At 43.9% G+C, this 20,349-nt stretch carries 14 protein-coding genes and 1 rRNA gene; 12 read left to right on the forward strand and 3 right to left on the reverse strand.

The genetic code is table 11. From position 1 onward, the window contains the following. The first annotated feature begins 12 nt into the window (after positions 1-12). Positions 13-900 (forward strand): DegV family protein, encoded by an 888-nt coding sequence (locus Q7J41_RS00765; protein WP_304884294.1) that lies wholly within the window; start codon positions 13-15, stop codon positions 898-900. A gap of 94 nt (positions 901-994) precedes the next feature. Here Q7J41_RS00765 and Q7J41_RS00770 read toward each other — a convergent pair whose 3' ends face one another. Further along, positions 995-1,675, reverse strand: coding sequence for a TIGR00266 family protein (locus Q7J41_RS00770; RefSeq protein WP_304884295.1), 681 nt, complete (start codon positions 1,673-1,675; stop codon positions 995-997). A 99-nt stretch (positions 1,676-1,774) separates the two neighbouring features. Beyond that, on the reverse strand, positions 1,775-3,697 hold the full coding sequence (locus Q7J41_RS00775) for an aconitate hydratase (protein WP_304884296.1): 1,923 nt from the start codon (positions 3,695-3,697) through the stop codon (positions 1,775-1,777). A 210-nt stretch (positions 3,698-3,907) separates the two neighbouring features. Between Q7J41_RS00775 and Q7J41_RS00780 the strand changes: the two genes are divergently transcribed. The 11 genes from Q7J41_RS00780 to Q7J41_RS00830 all read left to right on the forward strand — a co-directional run bounded on the left by Q7J41_RS00780 (position 3,908) and on the right by Q7J41_RS00830 (position 19,696). After that, complete coding sequence (locus Q7J41_RS00780) at positions 3,908-4,759, forward strand: YihY/virulence factor BrkB family protein (RefSeq protein WP_304884298.1); 852 nt, start codon at positions 3,908-3,910, stop codon at positions 4,757-4,759. Continuing rightward, the gene (locus Q7J41_RS00785; RefSeq protein WP_304884300.1) at positions 4,756-5,607 is read left to right on the forward strand and encodes a YihY/virulence factor BrkB family protein; all 852 of its coding nucleotides are present in this window, start codon (positions 4,756-4,758) and stop codon (positions 5,605-5,607) included. Before Q7J41_RS00780 ends, Q7J41_RS00785 begins: the two co-directional genes overlap by 4 nt. Before the next feature lie 143 nt (positions 5,608-5,750). Further along, a complete protein-coding gene (glgB, locus tag Q7J41_RS00790) occupies positions 5,751-7,661 on the forward strand; it encodes a 1,4-alpha-glucan branching protein GlgB (protein ID WP_304884302.1) in 1,911 nt (636 codons plus the stop codon). A gap of 26 nt (positions 7,662-7,687) precedes the next feature. Then, positions 7,688-10,114: a glycogen/starch/alpha-glucan phosphorylase gene (locus Q7J41_RS00795; RefSeq protein ID WP_304884304.1), complete on the forward strand. Its 2,427-nt coding sequence runs from the start codon at positions 7,688-7,690 to the stop codon at positions 10,112-10,114. A gap of 12 nt (positions 10,115-10,126) precedes the next feature. Further along, entirely contained in the window at positions 10,127-11,251 is a 1,125-nt protein-coding gene (locus tag Q7J41_RS00800; protein WP_304884306.1) for a glucose-1-phosphate adenylyltransferase, read from the forward strand. 15 nt (positions 11,252-11,266) lie between these two features. Further along, positions 11,267-12,379, forward strand: coding sequence for a glucose-1-phosphate adenylyltransferase subunit GlgD (glgD, locus tag Q7J41_RS00805; protein ID WP_304884308.1), 1,113 nt, complete (start codon positions 11,267-11,269; stop codon positions 12,377-12,379). Beyond that, positions 12,380-13,795 (forward strand): glycogen synthase GlgA, encoded by a 1,416-nt coding sequence (gene glgA / locus Q7J41_RS00810; RefSeq protein ID WP_304884310.1) that lies wholly within the window; start codon positions 12,380-12,382, stop codon positions 13,793-13,795. Between the two features lie 7 nt (positions 13,796-13,802). Then, a complete protein-coding gene (locus tag Q7J41_RS00815; protein ID WP_304884313.1) occupies positions 13,803-15,686 on the forward strand; it encodes a glycoside hydrolase family 13 protein in 1,884 nt (627 codons plus the stop codon). 145 nt (positions 15,687-15,831) lie between these two features. Further along, positions 15,832-18,258 carry a glycogen/starch/alpha-glucan phosphorylase gene (locus tag Q7J41_RS00820; RefSeq protein ID WP_304884315.1) on the forward strand — a complete coding sequence of 809 codons (2,427 nt, stop codon included), beginning with the start codon at positions 15,832-15,834 and terminating at the stop codon, positions 18,256-18,258. A gap of 214 nt (positions 18,259-18,472) precedes the next feature. Continuing rightward, positions 18,473-19,327 (forward strand): RNA polymerase sigma factor, encoded by an 855-nt coding sequence (locus Q7J41_RS00825; RefSeq protein WP_304884317.1) that lies wholly within the window; start codon positions 18,473-18,475, stop codon positions 19,325-19,327. 12 nt (positions 19,328-19,339) lie between these two features. After that, positions 19,340-19,696, forward strand: a complete 357-nt coding sequence (locus tag Q7J41_RS00830) for a hypothetical protein (RefSeq protein WP_304884319.1) — start codon at positions 19,340-19,342, stop codon at positions 19,694-19,696. A 511-nt stretch (positions 19,697-20,207) separates the two neighbouring features. Here the strand turns inward: Q7J41_RS00830 and rrf are convergent. Beyond that, a 5S ribosomal RNA gene (gene rrf, locus Q7J41_RS00835) occupies positions 20,208-20,324 on the reverse strand. Positions 20,325-20,349 lie beyond the last annotated feature (25 nt).

Below are 20,349 nucleotides of genomic sequence, written 5' to 3' on the forward strand. Positions count from 1 at the left end.
AGCAACACTTTAATGGCTATAAAATTTATTGTGGATTCCATGTGTGATACCAACAGTGACATCTTAAATCGCTATGATTTTGATATATTACCCTTTCCCGTAACCCTTGATAATAAAACCTACTTTGATGGCATCAACATCACCCCCGAAATGGTGGTCGATTTTGTCAATAATAACAGTAAACTCTTTCCCAAAACGGCTCAGATCCAACCCCTGGACATTACCAATACGATTGAAAAACACCTTAAGAATGGTGATGATGTCATCTACCTGGTGCTTTCCTCAAAACTTTCCGGCACCTACCAGACCGCCCGACTGCTGGCCCGGGATTTGCTGGAAAAATATCCAGAGCGGAAAGTCACGATTGTGGACTCCCTTTCGGCCACCACCGGTTCGGCACTGATCCTTTATCAGGGGCTGAAGCTGAATAAACTCAACCGTCCCTATGAGGAAATTGTTGAAACGATGACCTTTCTGGCTCATCACGCCCAGATCTTTTTTCTGGTCGGCGATATCAAATGGCTGGCTCAGGGCGGCCGGATCAGTCGTAATGCCGCGATGCTTGGCGATATGCTGAAAATCGTCCCGATTCTGCACTTTAAAGACGGTGAAATCCTGGTTTATGAAAAAATCCGCGGTCAGAAAAAAGCCTTAAAGACGCTGTTCGCGATTATTGATGAAAAAATGGTTAATAAAGAACAAATCCTCGGGATGATCCAAAGCACCGCCCCGGATCTCCAGGAAAAAGCCAGAAAATATTTCGAAAAAGAACTGGGAATTAAAAACTTTTTACTGCCTGAAAAAGCCGGTTCCACCCTGACCGTTCATATTGGCACCAATTGTCTGGGGATCATGTTTTTTGATCAGCTGCCGGATAATTACGTTAATGTTACCCCCTGAAGTCCTGTTTTTTAATTTATAAAATAGCTAAAGCGCCTGACCGAATCTATCAATGATCGGCACGGCGCTTTATTATGTTAATTGAATATTCGCGCTAACCTCTTGGCGGTAAGCTTGAGGCTACCAGCTGAACCAGTCGGCTCAGCGGCATGGTTTGCAACCAGACCTTGCCTGGTCCTTTTAAGGTGGCCAGGAATAATCCTTCGCCACTTAAAAAGATATTTTTCATACCCTTGACAGCCTGAATGTCAAAGTTCACTGACTCTTCAAACATGCCGATATGTCCCTGATCGATTTTAATCACTTCTCCAGGCGCCAGATCGTATTCGATCATCGCTCCATCCATCTCCACAAAGGCCGTTCCCGGCCCTGAAATTTTTTGCAGAATAAAACCTTCACCACCAAAAAAGCCGACGCCGATATTCTTTTTAAAATACAGATCCACATCCAGGGTCGATTCCCCGGCCAGAAAGCTGCTTTTTTGACAGATAATCGACTGCCCTTTTTGTAAGGTCAAGGCTTTTATTTCGCCCGGATAGCTGGAACAAAAAGAAATTTGACTGTTGGTTTTTTCAGCGGTATAAGTAGTCATGAACAGCGAATCCCCGGCCAGGGTTCGTCGTAACCCTTTCATCAGACCACCTTTGGTGTTGGTTTCCATGCGGATGTTTTCGGTCATCCAGGACATCCCCCCGGACTCGGTAAACATCGATTCACCGCTGTTTAAAGTCACCGTTACCACCGGGAGATTGCCTCCCTTGATTTCAAAATTCATTTTCTCCTCCTCATTTGTGTTAAGATACAAAAATCGCCAATTAGTGGATATTTACCCCGAAATTGGCGATTTATTTTATTGTATTTGATTATTTTTAGATTATTTTTTTAATTTGATCAGGTTGATTAGTCCGCCGGCCAGCAGCATTTCTTTTTGCCGTTCGGAAACTTCCAGCAGCATCACATAGGTTAAGCCTTTGGTTTTATTGATCAGCTTGGCCTGGCCTGATTTAACGGCATCAAGAGCATTTTCGATGATCAGTTCATCGTTCAGTTCTATGGTGTCATAGTCGGCTTCGTTTTTGAATACCAGGGGCAGAATCCCATTATTAATCAGGTTGTTTTTATGGATCCGGGCAAAGGATTTAACCGCCACCCCTTTAATACCCAGGTAAACCGGTGCCAGTGCTGCATGCTCCCGGCTGGAACCCTGACCGTAGTTGGAGCCGCCGACAATAAAGCCCCCGCCATTATCCAGAGCCCGTTGTGGGAATTCGGCATCACAAGGCGCCAGGCAGTAGTTTGACAAATAAGGAATATTAGAACGGTAGGGTAGTAATTTGGCGTTGGAAGGCATAATATGATCGGTGGTAATATTATCTTCCACGACAATCAGCGCTTTACCAGCAACGGTATTTTTAAGTGGTTTGGTCGCTGGGAAGGGTTTGATGTTTGGTCCTTTGATGACTTCCACTGCGGTGCCTTCCGGGGCTGGTGCCATGACCATGGTATCATTGAGTAAGAAGTTTTCGGGCATCACAATTTCCGGTAGCTCAATCTTGCCTAAAGGATTGGTGAGTACCCCTTCCAAGGCAGATATCGCAGCCGCTTCGGGGCTTAACAGGTACACGTCAGCGGACGGGGTACCGGAACGACCAAAAAAGTTTCGGTTGAAGGTTCGCAGTGACACCGCATCGGTGGAAGGCGCCTGACCCATCCCAATACAGGGGCCGCAGCCACATTCCAAAACGCGGGCACCGGCATTTAGCAAATCGGCCAAGGCACCGTTTTCGGCCAGCATCGTTAAAACCTGTTTTGAACCCGGGGCAATCACCAGAGAGACATTTTCCGCCACGGTTTTTCCCTTGACGATGGCCGCCACCTTCATCAGATCCAACCAGGATGAATTGGTACAGCTGCCGATCGCTACCTGATTGACCACCAAACCTTCGATTTCTGATATTTTCACAACCTTATCCGGGCTGTGGGGACAAGCAGTTAATGGTTCTAAAATATCCATATCGACCTTGACCACTTCATCATAGACAGCGTCAGCATCGGCAGATAATTCAAGGTAATCCGACCCGCGACCCTGGGCTTCCAAAAATACCTTAGTCATTTCATCAGATGGGAAAACCGAGGTGGTTGCACCAAGCTCGGCACCCATGTTGGTAATGGTGGCGCGTTCCGGAACAGTCAGCGTTTTAACACCTTCACCAGTGTATTCAAAGACCTTATTGACGCCACCTTTGACGGTACATTGACGCAACACTTCCAGAATGACATCCTTAGAGGATACCCCGGTGCGCAGCTTACCGGTTAATTCGACCTTAACGACTTTAGGCATGGTGATATAATAAGGGTCGCCAGCCATGGCCACCGCCACGTCCAGACCGCCCGCACCAATGGCCAGCATACCGATGCCGCCACCAGTAGGGGTATGGCTGTCAGATCCCAAAAGGGTATCACCCGGCACGCCAAAACGCTCAATCTGAACCTGATGGCAAATGCCATTGCCCGGTTTTGAATAAAAAACGCCGTGTTTTTTGGCCACACTTTGGATATAGCGATGATCGTCCATGTTTTCCGGACCTTCCTGAAGCATGTTGTGATCAATATAGGCCAGGGATTTTTTTGTTTTCACCCGTGGTACCTCCATTGCTTCAAACTGCAAATAGGCCATCGTTCCGGTGGAATCTTGGGTCAAGGTCTGATCGATCCGAATCCCGATTTCTTCGCCTTTGATCATTTCTCCCACTACAAGGTGTGCCGCAATAATCTTCTCTGTTAATGTTTTTCCCATTTAATTTACTATTTCCTTTCCAAACTGCTATTTTCCTAATTTTCTCGGTGTGATTTGGTTATACTTATAAATCCTGATTTTATTATTATACCATCTTTTTTTCTAACTTTCCATTTTTTTACTTTACTGGTACCTCTTCAATTTAAATCGAAACTATGTTATACTGAGGCTCAATCAAATCAATTATCATAAGTGGATGTGGAGGAGATCATGACTTTTATTAAATGCTTCAGCCGCTTTTTATATGTCCATGGAAGAAAAAACAACATCATCAATCTTTCCGCTCAGATGTCCTACCGGGCATTGTCCGCTTTTATTCCTATTTTGATGTTGCTTTATAATTTTATTAACTGGTTTTCGGCTGGGGTAAATGCAACCCTGGTTTTTGTACTTTCAAAAATACTGCCCCAATCGATTATGGATTACGTTGATCTCGCCATGGAAAACGCCACTACTATTTCTTTTTCATTGGGAACCAATCTGATTCTTGGTTTTTTTATTTTGTATGTCTCCGTTTCCGCTATGCATTCGCTGATCACTTCTTTAAACCGCATCTTCGGACAAAAAGAAACCCGGGGAATTGTCGTTCTTTGGATTCAATCCATTCTTTATCTGTTCTTATTTCTTTTGATTATCTTTTTTACGGTTTTTTTCTATCTGTTCGGAGAGAAACTACTCGCCTTTATTTTTAGCGCCTTAAATTTATCTGAGTTTTTTGCTGTTTTTATCATCCTTTTTACACTGCTTTATATAATTATTGTGCCCACCCTTATTTTTACCCTGATCTATATGTACGCCCCAAAAACCCATCTTTGTTTTTTTGAAGCCCTGCCTGGTGGGGCGTTTGTCAGCATCTGCTGGTTTACGATCCTTTTTCTATATGCGCTGTTTGCCAACGCAGCCCTGGATTTCAATACCTTTTTCTTTAATCTGCAAGGGCCCTTTTCGCTTTTTTTCGTGGTCTATCTGATCTGTTTTACCCTCACCCTGGGAGGCGTTGTTAATCTGTATGGAGCTGAGCAATCGTTATTGAAAAAGGAATCCCAGGAGGCTGGAAGATGATTGAACGAATGATGAATTTGAAAATAGTCAAGCTGCTCTTCTTTTTGATGGAAGATTTTGAAGAGACCGACTTTTCAGGAATCTGTACCCAGATGTCTTTTTATCTGCTGCTGGCTTTTTTCCCGTTGCTGCTCTTTCTGATTTCATTTATCGGGAATTTTATCAAACCCTTTGAGACTTATCTCTACGACATTTTAAAAACCTTTTTACCTAATCTTTCCTATGAATATGTGACTGACTTATTGGACAGCATGATCAGTCAGGTTTCCGGTTCCAATTACGGTCTGATTCTGGTCGCCTTTTTCTTTTCATCCCTGGCCACTAGAGCCATTATGATTGGTATCAACCAAACCTATGGTCGCAAAGAAACCCGAACCCTGAGAGAAATCTGGCTTTATTCTTTTCTGTTTACGATCCTGTTCGCCCTGGCCATTTTATTAATTGTCGTTGCTTATATTTTCAGTGCTGATGTAGGTGCTGTTATTTTTCAGAAAATCGGGCTATATACATATTATTATCCCATCCTGAGTTTTTTTGCGGTTGCTTTTTCATGGATCGTTTCAACTTTTATTTTTAATATGATCTACGTGATGGCTCCGGCTCAGCCATTAAAATTTAAAAGTGGTCTTCCTGGTGCTCTATTTGCGACCCTGGGACTTAATATTGCTTTTCGCATTTTTACCTTGTTTATCAATCATTCCACTAAATACAGCACCCTCTACGGCAGCCTTGGGGGACTTTTTGCCCTGATGGTGGCAATATACTTTATTTGTGTGATTTTAAATCTGGGTGGAAAGATCAATCTCTATTGGTCTTTATATCAGGACAAAGAATTCTCATTTAAGTGATAGGCTTTACACTTTGACGGGAATTGTTAAAAAGATTTTACTTTGTTTAAAAAGATGCACTATCAATATTAGGGGATTGTGATAAAATGTTAGATGCATAAGCACTAGATTCCAACCAAAATTGAAAGGACACGTGTACAATCATGAATAAAATCGATGACCATGCAGATTTAACCAGTAACAGGCGTTTTCTCAGTTACCAATATTTTGGTGCCCATCTTAATGAAAAAGGGGTCACTTTTCGGGTCTGGGCTCCCTATGCCCAGGGTATTTCCGTTGTCGGCGATTTCAATGACTGGAACATCCAAGGTCATCCCATGAATTTACTTTCTGGCACTCATGGTACCTGGGAGCTTTTTATTCCGGAACTAACCCAAGGCCAGCTTTACAAATATGCGGTTCGCCAACACGATGGCGAGCTTGTATATAAGGCTGATCCCTACGGTTTTTACAGTGAGGTTAAACCTAAAACCGCCTCCCTTATCTGGGAACTTGATGGTTATGACTGGATGGATGACAGCTGGTGCAAAAAAAGAAATGAAACTAATTGGCTAAAAATGCCGATTAATATTTATGAAGCCCATCTGGGCAGCTGGAAGCGCAATGAAAAAGGGGAATACCTGAGCTACCATGAACTGGCCGATCAGCTGGTTCCCTATCTGGTCGAAATGCAGTATACCCACATCGAACTGATGCCCATCATGGAACATCCCTTTGACGGTTCCTGGGGTTATCAGCTCACTGGTTATTACGCTGCCACCAGCCGTTACGGCGATCCCCAGGGACTGATGCATTTCATCGATTGCTGCCACCAGGCCGGCATCGGTGTGATTCTGGATTGGGTTCCCGGTCATTTCTGCAAAGATGCTCAGGGCTTACGGCATTTTGACGGCACCAATCAATATGAGTTTTCCGAACACCAGCAATGGGGTACCATGGTCTTTGATTATGGAAAACCGGAAGTATTGGATTTTCTTATCTCCAATGCCTACTTCTGGTTTGACCGCTACCATATCGATGGCCTGCGTATCGATGGGGTGGCCAGTATGATTGAATTGAACCACGGCCTGGACGGTGAACCCTACCGTAATGCCCAGGGTGGTTCCGATCGCCTGGAAGCCCTGTCCTTCCTGCGGGAACTGAACACTATTATTTTTAAGGATTTTCCCTTTGCTATTATGTCAGCGGAAGATTCCACTTCCTATCCGATGGTCACCTGGCCAGTCGATAAGGGTGGCCTTGGTTTTAATCTGAAGTGGGACATGGGCTGGATGCATGATACCCTGGATTATATGAAAACCGATCCGATGTTTCGGAATCGTTTCCATAATCTGTTGACCTTTTCGATGGCCTATGCCTTCAACGAAAATTTCATCCTGCCGCTGTCTCATGACGAAGTGGTTCACAGCAAACGAACCATCCTTGATAAGATGTTTGGGGATTATAATATGAAATTTGACCAGTTTCGCATCCTCTTCGGGTATTTAATGACCCACCCGGGAAAGAAGCTGTCATTTATGGGCAACGAATTTGCCCCCTTCCTGGAGTGGCGGGTGGACGAATCGCTGGAATGGTTTTTGCTCGATTATCAAAAACATCAGGAGATTCACACTTATATCAAAGCTCTCAATAAGTTTTATCGCAAAGAAAAAGCCCTCTGGATCGATGACCATAGCTGGGGCGGTTTTGAGTGGCTGGAACCAAATAACAGTGAACAGAGCATTCTGATTTTTAAACGCCTGGGTGCCGAGGAAAAGGATACCCTGATTACCATCATCAACTTCTGTCCGCTTAGCTATGCGGATTATCAGATTGGCGTTCCGGCTGAGGGCAATTACCGGCTGGCTTTTAATTCCGATGACAGCAACTATGGCGGCAGCGGTTTTAACATGAAAAAAACCATGAAAGCTCAAACGATTCCCCTCCATGGCCAGGACTATTCGGTTGCGCTCAATATACCGCCCTCATCATGCATTGTTTTAAAAGGCGTTGTCCCCCGGGCGAGTGCCAAAGTAAAACCAGAACCAACTAAAAAAACGAAAGTTAAAAAATAAAACTATCTTTGTTGAAAGGAACTACCATGAATTCTTCTGAAAGAGACAACATAAAAGCAGCCTATAAGGCTACCTTTACCAAAAAAATCGAAGAGGTTTCGGGAAATTGTCTGGCTGATGCCTCCCTGCTTAAACAATACCAGGCCCTGGCTGAAATGGTAATGGAAAGCATCACCTCCCAATGGGCTAAAACCAACACCCTCTATAACAAGAACGAATCCAAACAAGTCTACTTTTTTTCGATTGAGTTCTTAATCGGACGCCTGTTGAAGTCCTACCTCAGTAATTTGGGGGTTGAAGATCTGGTTCAGGAATGCTCGGCCGAAATGGGACTGGATTATGAGGCTATTCTTGCCCAGGAATCCGACCCCGGTTTGGGTAATGGCGGCCTGGGTCGATTAATGGCCTGCTATCTGGACTCCTCTTCGGCCATGGGGATGCCTGCCCACGGCAATGGCATCCGTTATAAATACGGTTTGTTTGAACAGCGGATTATCAATGGCGAACAGATTGAAGTGGCTGATAACTGGCTTAAAAACGGCTATCCCTTTGAAATCCGTAATCCCGATAAGTCGGTCATCATTAAATACTACGGCCAGATTCATTCCGAAAACATCAATGGCAACCTGACCTTTGTCCATGAAAACTATGAAGCCATTATGGCCGTTCCTTACGATATTCCGATCAAAGGTTATCGCAACGAAACCGTTAATTCCTTGCGACTGTGGAGTGCCGAGCCGCTGGAAGCCTTTGATCTGCCCTCTTTTAATCAGGGTCATTTTTTAAACGCAGTTCGGCATAAATCCGAAGCTGAAGCCATCAGCCAGATACTGTATCCCAATGATAATGGTTTCGACGGCAAGCTTCTGCGGCTCAAGCAAGAGTACTTTTTTGTCTGCGCTGGCATCAAGCGGATCATTGTCGATTACAAACGATCCAATAATAACTCCATGGACGGTTTCAGCGATAAGATTTGCATCCACATTAACGATACCCACCCGGCTTTATGTGGCCCCGAACTGATGCGGGTGCTGATGGATGAAGAAGGTCTGGGTTGGGAGGAATCCTGGAAGATTACCGTAGCGGCGATGAGCTTCACCAATCATACCGTACTTCCGGAAGCGCTGGAAAAATGGCCAGTGGATATGATGAAGGATTTACTGCCCCGAATTTACATGATCATTGAAGAAATCAACCGCCGCTTTCTACTGGATCTGGATAGCGAATTTCCCGATGATCTGGATCGGAACCACAGCCTTTCGATTATCCGGGACAACTATGTCCATATGGCCAGCCTGGCGATTGTATCCAGTCATTCCATTAATGGCGTGGCGACGCTCCACAGCAAAATTCTGAGAGAAGAAACCTTTAATGGCTATTATCAGGTCTTCCCCAAGCGGTTCTATTCGGTAACTAATGGCGTTTCGCCACGACGTTTTCTGATGAACAGCAATCCTGAGCTGAAAACACTGATTAATGAATCGATTGGATCGGATTGGGATCATAACCTATTCCATTTAAAAAAACTATTGAACTATATCAACGATCCGGTCTTTTATGACAAATTCAATGCGGTCAAACTATCCAATAAGGTTCGATTAGCCAATTATATGGCCAGCCATAATGATGTGAAGGTTGACCCCAATTCTATTTTTGATATTCAGGTCAAACGAATTCATGAGTATAAACGACAACTACTCAACGCCCTACATGTCCTTTATCTGTATAATCGGATTAAAGAAAACCCCAACCTGGAAATGGCTCCGCGAACATTTATCTTTGCCGGTAAAGCGGCCCCAGGTTATTACTATGCTAAAGAAGTCATTAAGCTGATTACCGCCATTGCTGAACTGGTCAACAACGATCCGACCCTGCATGATAAGCTCAAGGTGGTCTTCCTGGCGAATTTCAACGTTTCACTGGCGGAGATCATCTACCCCGCCGCCAATATTTCCGAACAGATTTCGACTGCGGGGAAAGAAGCCTCCGGAACCGGAAATATGAAATTCATGATGAATGGCGCCATCACCCTGGGCACCATGGATGGAGCCAATATCGAAATTCTGGACGCCGTTGGCCCCAGCAATATTGTGACCTTTGGTCTGTCTGCCGATGAAGTCCATCATTATCAAAAATACGGCGGCTATCGATCGATCGATATTTTTGAGCAGGATCCGCGGATTCAACAGGTACTTCACCAACTCATCGATGGAACCCTGGGACATGGCCTCAGCTTTCAGGCTATCTATGACTCGCTGCTTTTGTACAACGATGGCTATTTTGTCCTGAAAGATTTTAATGCCTATACCGATGCTCAAAATCAGGTTGATCATCTCTTCCGCAATCCGACCATTTGGACAAAAATGTCCATCAGCAACGTAGCAAATTCCGGTATTTTCTCAAGTGATCGTTCCATTGCCGACTATCAACGAGAAATCTGGAAAATCATTTAAGGAGGAATCACTTTGAATACTGAATGTGTCGCAATGCTCCTAGCGGGAGGTCAAGGGAGCCGTTTAGGCTCGCTGACCTTTAACAACGCCAAACCGGCCGTTTTATTTGGGGGGAAATATCGAATCATTGATTTTCCGCTCAGTAATTGTATGAATTCGGATATTGATGTGGTGGGAGTACTGACCCAGTACCGCCCCTATATTCTCAATAATTATATTGGTGATGGGTCAGCCTGGGCGCTGGATCAGGTTCAGGGCGGGGTCAATATCCTGCCCCCTTATATGGGTCAGAAAGGGGGCCGTTGGTACTCCGGAACAGCTGATGCCATTTACCAGAATCTTGATTTTATTGATCGCTTCGATCCGGAATATGTGCTGATTCTTTCCGGGGATCATATTTACAAGATGGATTATTCCAAAATGCTGGCCTTTCACAAAAAGCAGGAAGCCGACCTGACCATTGCGGTGATGGACGTGCCCTGGGAAGATGCTCACCGGTTTGGAATCGTTAATACGGACGAGGAACATTGCATCAAGGAATTCCAGGAAAAGCCCGAACATCCCAAAAGCAACAAAGCATCCATGGGTATTTATATTTTCAGCTGGAAAGAATTAAAAAAAGCCCTGCTGGACGATGCCGGAAACCGCGAATCTGAACACGACTTTGGACATAATGTGATTCCCATGCTCCACGAAAGCGGCAAGCGGATCTATGCCTACCCCTACTCCGGCTACTGGCGGGATGTGGGGACCGTTCAGAGCTATTATGATGCCAATATGGATCTTTTGGATACCAACTGCGATTTTGATCTCAGTGACCGAAACTTTCGGATCTTTTCCAACAATACCAGCCGTCACCCCCAATTCATTGGCCCCCAGGCCAAGATCAGCAACAGCCTGATCTGCGATGGGTGCATTGTTTTTGGTAAGGTCGAAAATTCGATTCTATCCCATGATGTGGTGATTCATAGGAAGACCAGCTTGAAAAATGTGATTGTTCATACCGGAGCCATCATCGAAGATGGGGCGATTTTAGAAAATTGTATCGTCGGAGCCCGGGCAAGAATTAAAGGTGATGCCCAATATATTACTGATCCCGCCGACACAACTCCTGAAATACATGTCATTAATAACTGAAAGGAGTAAGGAAAAATGAAAAATGCTGTTGGACTTATCTTAAATGTTGATGGAGAGGATGATTCCTTAAAAGGTTTTCTTCAACATCGCAGCTTGAGCACACTGCCTTTTGGCGGACGTTATCGACTGATCGATTTTACCCTCTCCAATATGGTCAATTCCGGTTTATCGCATATTGGCGTCATTGGCTCCCATAAATACAGTTCGCTGGTCGATCATCTGGGAACCGGGAAGGAATGGTCCCTGAGCCGAAAAACCCAGGATCTTTCGATCCTCTCGGGATCGAATAACTACCATATCGGCCGGCTGATCAAGGTTAATCTACGTAATCTCCAGAACAACCGGGGCTTTCTTGACGCCACCGGAGCCGAACATGTGCTGATTGCCACGCCTAACCTGGTCACCACCTTTGATTTTCGAAATGCCTATGATATTCATTTGAAAAATGACAGTGACATCACCCTGATTTTTAAAAAGGATGATCCTCTGTATCATCTCAAGGATAATGATCTCTATCTGGAATTTACCAAAAACCGAATTAGCGGTCTCCACTATAAACGTGAGCATACCACCGGACATTTTTTTGCGGAGATGTTTTTTGTTAAAAAATCCATTCTGGAAGAATTGCTGGATCTCAGCGAGCGTACTGGCGACTGGGATTTAATGGATATGATCAAATATAATATCGACACCCTCCGGGTTTTTGGAGCCCAGCATACCGGTTATATCAAACGGGTAAACTGCCTGGAAAATTATATGAAAACGAGTATGGACCTACTTGAGTATGATATTATGGCGGAACTTTTTATGGGTAAAAATTCCATCCATACTAAAATAAAAGATAACCACCCCACCCTTTATGATGATCTAGCTCAGGTATCCAATTCCATTGTCGGCAGTGGCTGCATTATCGACGGAACCATTAATCACAGCATTATTTTCAGAGACACGCAAATGAATGTTGATTCACACATCCAAAACAGCATTATTATGCAACGGTGCGAAATCGGGAGGAATGTTAATCTGAACTATGTGGTCATGGACAAGGATACTAAAATAAGTGACCACACCACCTTAGTGGGCAAACCCCATGCTCCCATTGTTTTAAAGAAAGGCACGGTAATTTAAATGTTAAACGTCCTATTTGTCGCTTCGGAAGCTTACCCATTTTCAAAAAGTGGTGGATTGGGAGATGTCCTTGGCGCTCTGCCAAAATCATTTCCCGAAGATGTCGATGCCCGGGTTATCCTCCCTTATTACAGCACCATTCCTGAAGAGTTGCGTCGAAAAATAAAGCCTGTCAAGCATTTTCAGATGTGGATGTCTGACACCCTGCACTATTGCGGCTTGTTGACCTGTGAATACGAAGGCGTCACCTTTTATTTTATCGACAATGAGGCTTTTTTTAAACGTCCAGCGCTTTATGGCTATTATGATGATGGTGAACGGTTCAGCTTTTTTTGTCGGGCGGTACTGGACTCCCTGCCCTTGCTGGATTTTACCCCGGATATCATTCACTGCAATGACTGGCAAACAGCCGCTGTTCCCTATCTGATCAAACATCAGTATCGGCGGGCTTTTCCGGATACAAAGGTGGTTTTTACCATTCATAATATTCGCTATCAAGGGGTTTATGGTTTTCACGATATCAGCCCCTATCTCCACCTGGGCTTTTTACCCTCGGACCTGGAGTTTTATGGAAAAATAAATCTGATGAAAGGGGCTCTTTATACCGCTGATTTAATTACCACCGTCAGCCCTACCTATGCTGAAGAATTGACTGATCCCTATTATGGTGAAGGTCTGGATGGGGTGATCCGCCATCTTAATCACCAGGTGGTGGGAATTCTCAATGGCATCGATGAGTCGATTTATGATTCCAAAACCGATCCGGCCATATTTGTCCCCTTTGACAATCCCGAAAAAAAGAAAGCCGATAATAAGAAAGCGTTGCAGGAGTATTTCGATCTACCGGTTCGGGGAGATGTTCCGATCGTATCAATGATCACCCGGCTGGTTGAACAAAAAGGACTGGATCTGGTGTCCAACGTTATCCATGAAATTTTACAGCAGGATCTGCAGCTGGTTATTCTGGGGACTGGCGATGCGGTTTATGAGAATCTGTTCCGCAGTATCGCCTACAACTACCCGGATAAGATGGTGGCCATCATCGATTTTGACGAAGATCTGTCCCGCAAAATTTATGCGGCCAGCGATTATTTTCTGATGCCATCTAAATTCGAGCCCTGCGGCCTCTCCCAGATGATTGCCATGCGTTATGGAGCAGTCCCCATCGTTCGGGAAACCGGTGGACTCAAAGACACCGTCAGCTATTTTAATGCCAAGACAAAAAAAGGCAACGGCTTCAGCTTTGCAACCTATAATGCGCACGACATGCTTTTCACCATCCAGCATGCCGTTGCCTTATACCACAATTCTCCGGCCGCCTTTAAAAAACTGATGAAAAACGCCTATAACACCCATTTTGACTGGAAACAATCAGCCGATATTTATCTTTCATATTATAATAAATTGATGGAGTGATAAGATTATGAAATTTCGTCATCATTCATGGGAACAGGCATTTCGCAGTCCCTTTGGGGCACTGCCAATTGGCAGTGCCGTTACCCTGCGAGTCTATGCTACTGAAATTGAAAAATTGCAACTGCGCACTCATTTTAATAACCAGGAAGTGGTTCATCCCATGATCAAATCCGGGGAATTGAATTTCTGGGAAATCACCATCGATATGCCCCAAACTCCCGGTATCCTCTGGTATGACTTTTGTTTTTCCTCCCGGGGCAGAGCCTATGCCTATGGCACCTTGAGTGACCAATTAGGCGGTGAAGGCCGGGTTTACGAATCAAAACCGCCCTCGTATCAAATTACCGTTTATGATCCCAAACGACAGTCACCAGCCTGGTATTCTCAGGGAATTATGTATCAGATCTTCCCAGACCGGTTTAATCGGGGCGCCGACTTTGATCTTGCCAATTTTCATCAGGATGCGATCCTCCATCCCCATTGGAACGATACCCCCCACTATTTCCGTGAGAAGGACGGCGGCATCAAATACTGGGATTTTTTTGGCGGTACCCTGGCAGGAATCACCGAAAAGTTGGACTACCTGCAGAGTTTAAATATCACCATCCTTTATTTGAATCCCATTTTTAAATCCCAAAGTAACCACCGCTATGATACTGGCGATTATATGTGTATCGACCCAGCGCTGGGAACCCAAAAAAGCTTTGAAACCCTGGCCTCGGAATGTAAAAAACGCGGAATCTCGATTATTCTGGATGGGGTTTTCAGCCATACCGGTGATGATAGCCTTTACTTCAATCGTTATGACAATTATTCCGGAGTCGGTGCCTATCAATCGAAAGATTCAGAGTACTATCCCTGGTACACCTTCACTGACTATCCCAAAACCTACACCTGTTGGTGGGGGGTTGACGCCATGCCGAATACGGATGAAATGCATCCCAATTTTCAGGCTTTTATTTATAAAAGCAAAGACAGCGTCATTCGTCACTGGATGAAAGCTGGGGCTTCCGGCTGGCGGCTGGATGTTGCTGATGAACTACCAGATCCCTTTATCAAGGGACTAAAAGAAGCGATGATCGAGGAAAACCCTGACAGTATTCTGATTGGCGAAGTCTGGGAAGATGCCTCCCGAAAAGTCGCCTATGATGAACTGCGCAGCTATTTTTCCGGTTATGAGCTGGACGCCGTCATGAACTACCCCTTCCGTGAAACCTTTATCGACTTTGTTATTGGCGATAAAAGTTCCGGCTCAGCGGCCCGAATTATGATGTCTCTTTACGAGCACTATCCCAAAGACCAATTTATGGGCAATATGAACCTGATTGGCAGCCATGATCGGCGACGGATCCTTAACGTCCTGGGCGAAGCCTATAAATATCTGGGAAATCATAGCCATAAAACGTATCGACTGGATGACACCCAATATGCGCTTGCCGTAAAACGATTAAAGCTGCTCAGCCTGATCCAGTTCACCTTCCCTGGCGTCCCCTGCCTATACTACGGCGATGAGGCCGGGGTTCAAGGTTTTGAAGATCCCTACAACCGGCGTACTTATCCCTGGGGCAATGAGGATCCCGACCTGCTTGCCTGGTATCGGCTGATCACCAAACTCCGGGCTGACCACTCAGTCTTTCAGAACGGTACCTGGAAACCCTATGAAGCCAGCGACGATCTTTTTGTCTTTGAACGACGGAACGATGATTCCCTCTGTTTCTGCCTGTTTAACCGAAATTCCCGAGCCGTACATTTGTTTAAGCATCCGGACTTTTCCGGCTGCCAGGGTTTGGATCTGATCTCAGGGGAATCTATCTCTTTAAACCCGATCGTTCTTCAACCCCTTTCGTATGCCATCGTTATGGTTACACCTGGCACCTGTCAAATTATTTAGATTTTACCGCTCAAAAAGATTGTGGCTTGCCACAATCTTTTTTGTTTTATTCTTTTGATAAGGGGTAATAAATATAAGATACTTCTTAAGATAAAATCAATTGTTTTACTGTTTCTTAAAAACTACTTTATTGAAAGGAAGAGCTATGAAACCATCAGAACGCCTTGAAGAAATTGAGAATTTTAAATCTGCATATATCAAAAAGATTGAAGAAGTCTCCGGTGAATATCTGGCTGAGTCATCCCTACTGAATCAATATGAAGCTTTAGCTGAAATTGTTATGGACAAAATAGCGTCCCAATGGGCTAAAACAAGATCTCAATACGATGAGATCCCGCACAAGCGGGTCTATCTTTTTTCGATTGAATTTTTAATTGGGCGGCTGCTGAAATCCTATGTCAACAGCCTGGATATGGAAGAAATTGTCAAAACTGCCATGACTGAATTAGGCCTGGATTATGAGACCATTCTCAACCAGGAAACCGATCCGGGTTTGGGAAATGGTGGCTTAGGTCGACTAATGGCCTGTTTTTTAGAATCCTCTGCCACCCTGGGTTTACCCTTCCATGGCAATGGTATCCATTATAAACATGGTCTCTTTGAGCAGAAAATAATCAATGGCGAACAGGTTGAAGTCGCTGACAATTGGTTGCGAAATGGCTATCCCTTTGAAATAAGAAAACCCAATGAATCCGTTATTGTTAAATTTTATGGAAATCTTCGTTCTGAGAAAATCAATGGTGTACTGACCTTTGTTTATGAGGATTATGAACCGATTCTGGCGGTTCCCTACGATATCCCCTTAAAAGGTTACCATAATAATACGGTAAACTCCCTGAGACTTTGGAGTGCCGAGCCGATTGAGGAATTTGATCTGCCCAGTTTCAATGAGGGACAGTTTCTCGATGCCGTCCGGCATAAATCCGAGGCTGAAGCGATTACTCAAATTTTATACCCCAACGATAATAAGTTTGACGGCAAGAAACTGCGTTTGAAGCAGGAGTATTTTTTTGTCTGTGCCGGATTAAAGCGAATGATCACACGATTTAAGCGCTATAACAACGACTGTCTCGATGAGTTTGCCGACAAAATTTGTATCCACATCAATGATACGCATCCCGCTCTGTGCGGACCCGAAATGATGCGAATTTTTATGGATGAAGAAGGTTTAAGTTGGGACGATGCCTGGAAGATTACTGTCAACTCCTTGACTTTTACCAATCATACCGTACTGCCGGAAGCGCTGGAAAAATGGCCAGTTGATATGATGAAATTTCTACTCCCACGGGTCTATATGATTATCGAAGAAATTAACCGCCAATTCCAGGAAGATTTGAGGATAAAATCCGGACTCAATGAATTGCAAATCAGCTCATTATCGATCATTCAAGATGATCAAATCAATATGGCTAATTTGGCTATTGTCTGCTGCCACTCCGTTAACGGTGTTGCTGAATTGCACAGCAAAATTTTAAAAGAGGAAACCTTCAATGGCTATTATAAGCTATTCCCCGAACGTTTTCATTCGGTCACTAACGGAGTTACTCCCCGTCGCTTTCTGATTAACAGTAATACCGGTCTAAGGGATTTGATTACCGAATCCATTGGTACCGACTGGATCAACAATCTTTTTGACCTTGAAAAACTAATGGTCTTTAAAAGTGATGCTCCGTTTTTTGATCGCTTCAATCAGATCAAATTGGATAATAAAAACCATTTAGCAAATTATATTAAGGAGCATCATCATATCTCGGTAAATCCGGAATCCATTTTTGACATTCAGGTCAAGCGCATTCATGAATACAAACGACAGCTCCTGAACGCCTTGCAAATTCTCCATTTGTATAATCATTTGAAAGCAAACCCCCATATCGAAATAGTCCCCCGAACCTTTATCTTTGCCGGTAAAGCGGCACCGGGATACTATTTTGCCAAAGAAGTCATTAAGTTGATTAATTTTATTGCCGATCTTGTCAATAATGACAAAGATATTCGTGATCAGATTAAAGTAGTTTTTCTGGCGAACTTTAATGTATCTCTGGGTGAGATCATCTATCCAGCCGCCAATATTTCCGAACAGATCTCAACCGCCGGTAAAGAAGCCTCCGGTACTGGCAATATGAAATTTATGATGAATGGCGCCATTACTCTGGGTACCATGGATGGTGCTAATATTGAAATCCATCAAGCAGTTGGGGAGAGCAATATCATTACATTTGGATTATCCTCTGATGAGGTCTCTCATTTTGAAAAGCATGGTGGTTACAGCTCTGTTCAGATTTATGAAAATGATCATCGCATTCAGAAAATTATGCATCAACTCATTGATGGCACCTTTGGCCACTTAACTAATTTTCAAAGTGTTTATGATTCCCTGCTTTTGTATAATGACACCTACTTTGTATTAAAAGACTTTGATGATTATACAAAAGCTCAGCATCGTATCAATGATCTCTTTAAAGACAAAAACAAATGGTTTGAAATGTCGCTTAGCAACGTGGCTTACTCCGGTCTTTTTTCCAGCGATCGCGCGATTCTGGAATATCAAAAAAATATTTGGAAGACACTGTAGATTAGTCACCCTCCTTTCCCCCCTTTATTTGGAAAGCCAACCTGAGTTCAACCGGGTTGGCTTTCCTTATTGCACGGGAAGTGAGAGAACATTAAAATAAAGGAACACCTAATTAAGCTGATGCGAAAAAAATATTAGAACTATTATGTCACAAGCCATGATTAACAATTGTCTAATTTAGTATAGTGCAAAATTACATAGAATGGAGATTAGTATGAATAACAAAACAGATGAAACAAATGAGAAAATTGAACAGGCTCTTAATGGCGACAAGCAGGCATTGGAACTCCTGCTCGGAAGTGTGCAGGACATGGTGTATAATTTGTCATTACGGATGCTCGGCAGTCCCCATGATGCCGAGGATGCCACCCAGGAAATCTTAATCAAGACAATGACGGGCTTGTCCTCTTTCCGGAAAGAAAGTGCGTTTTCTACTTGGGTGTATCGCATCGCAACCAATTACCTGCTGAATTACAAAAAGTCTTTTTTTGCAAAACAACCGCCACTTAGCTTTGAGTTTTATGGGGCAGACATTGAGGCCGGATTTTTGAAAAATAATCCGAGTATGATGAATGGCGTAGATGAGGAAATTTTGACCCATGAGCTTAAAATGTCCTGCACTAACGTCATGCTCCAGTGTTTTGACCCGGAAAGTCGTCTGATCTATGTCCTGGGCATCATGTTTAAAGTTGACAGCAAGGTTTGCGGCGAGATTCTGGGAATTAGCCCGGAAGCATACCGCCAGCGTTTATCCCGGATTCGTCAAAAAATGGCTGGTTTTCTGAAGCAGTATTGTGGTCTTGCATCACCAGAAAAATGCAACTGTCAAAAGCGGATCAGCTATGCCATAACAAACCACCGCTTAAATCCAGCCAATTTAGAGTACCATCAACTTGAAAAAGTAGATGAAGTTGTTGCGTTAGATTATTTGGCGGCTATGGAAGAAATGGATACAGAATCGGCAATCTTTGCCAAATTGCCCAGCTATCATTCTCCCAAGACTACCAAGGATTTTCTGCAAAATATACTGTTCTCTGAAAACATGGCGACCATCATGGGTCAGGCGTAACGGAACACCGTTATGGCAAGAATACCAGCATATAAAGAGTTGATAAATACACGACTGGCCAATACTTACGGTGGCTGGATCTATTGTGAGGGTTGCAACAAGACGATTGGTTATCTGTGCTATGTTACTTATGACCTTTTTCGGTTCGACTATCAGTGCAAATGCGGAAACTGCGGAAGTGTCCATCTCGTATTTGAGCGTCAAAGTACGGAGCAAACCAGTAGTGAACAATCATTGATTACCATAAAGAATCGTCTATGTTGTCCTGAAGACAAATCCCCGTTGGCAACAATTCTGGAAAAGAATCTTGATTCATATAAATATGAAATCAGCTGTAAAGTCTGTAATACAAAATATCAGGTAGAATAAGCTTAACAAAAATATTATAATACAGGTAATTGCGACACGGCAATTGCCTGTATGTTTTGTTTGAAATTACTGAAACGGCTAGCGCTAAGCGTCTAGTCAAAGATGGCGATACTATCTTGGAAAATACATTTATCTCCAATCTAAAAATTACTACCGTTGAATGAAGCCGTGCAACTCCGTCTCCGTTTCACTACGCCTACGTTTGGGGCTTCGCCCCATAAAAAAATAGATTGGAACATTGATTTTCAAGTGAACTTGAATCAATCGCTTAACTTCACTGCCGTTGTACTCACTCATGCGGCACTTCGGCTCCGCTGCGCTGCACCTACGTTGCGTCAGTCGCCAGATGGCTCCTTCCTGCCGTGAAATGAAGCCGTGCAACTCCGTCTCCGCTGCGCTGCGCCTGCGTTTGGGGCTTCGCCCCATAAAAAATAGATTCATAATGAAAGATATTAAGTATCCTTATATCTTTCATTATGAATCTATTTTTTGCACGGCTTCATTAAAAAAAGTCCCGCAATGTCCTATCCTCCCAGGCAGTTGCCCACCAAGTACTTTCGGCGCTGGAAGACTTTACTTCTGTGTTCGGTATGGGAACAGGTGTGGCCCTTCCGCCATCATTACGGAACTAGTTAGACTAGTTAATACTATTA

Source organism: Acetobacterium sp. (genome assembly GCF_030652775.1).
Lineage (GTDB): Bacteria > Bacillota > Clostridia > Eubacteriales > Eubacteriaceae > Acetobacterium.

What these genes read in the sequence shown, in the direction of transcription:
- Q7J41_RS00765 (WP_304884294.1), top strand. Translation starts at nt 13, where the DNA reads ATGGCTATAAAATTTATTGTGGATTCCATGTGTGATACCAACAGTGAC.
- Q7J41_RS00770 (WP_304884295.1), bottom strand. Translation starts at nt 1,675, where the DNA reads ATGAATTTTGAAATCAAGGGAGGCAATCTCCCGGTGGTAACGGTGACT.
- Q7J41_RS00775 (WP_304884296.1), bottom strand. Translation starts at nt 3,697, where the DNA reads ATGGGAAAAACATTAACAGAGAAGATTATTGCGGCACACCTTGTAGTG.
- Q7J41_RS00780 (WP_304884298.1), top strand. Translation starts at nt 3,908, where the DNA reads ATGACTTTTATTAAATGCTTCAGCCGCTTTTTATATGTCCATGGAAGA.
- Q7J41_RS00785 (WP_304884300.1), top strand. Translation starts at nt 4,756, where the DNA reads ATGATTGAACGAATGATGAATTTGAAAATAGTCAAGCTGCTCTTCTTT.
- glgB (WP_304884302.1), top strand. Translation starts at nt 5,751, where the DNA reads ATGAATAAAATCGATGACCATGCAGATTTAACCAGTAACAGGCGTTTT.
- Q7J41_RS00795 (WP_304884304.1), top strand. Translation starts at nt 7,688, where the DNA reads ATGAATTCTTCTGAAAGAGACAACATAAAAGCAGCCTATAAGGCTACC.
- glgD (WP_304884308.1), top strand. Translation starts at nt 11,267, where the DNA reads ATGAAAAATGCTGTTGGACTTATCTTAAATGTTGATGGAGAGGATGAT.
- glgA (WP_304884310.1), top strand. Translation starts at nt 12,380, where the DNA reads ATGTTAAACGTCCTATTTGTCGCTTCGGAAGCTTACCCATTTTCAAAA.
- Q7J41_RS00815 (WP_304884313.1), top strand. Translation starts at nt 13,803, where the DNA reads ATGAAATTTCGTCATCATTCATGGGAACAGGCATTTCGCAGTCCCTTT.
- Q7J41_RS00820 (WP_304884315.1), top strand. Translation starts at nt 15,832, where the DNA reads ATGAAACCATCAGAACGCCTTGAAGAAATTGAGAATTTTAAATCTGCA.
- Q7J41_RS00825 (WP_304884317.1), top strand. Translation starts at nt 18,473, where the DNA reads ATGAATAACAAAACAGATGAAACAAATGAGAAAATTGAACAGGCTCTT.
- Q7J41_RS00830 (WP_304884319.1), top strand. Translation starts at nt 19,340, where the DNA reads ATGGCAAGAATACCAGCATATAAAGAGTTGATAAATACACGACTGGCC.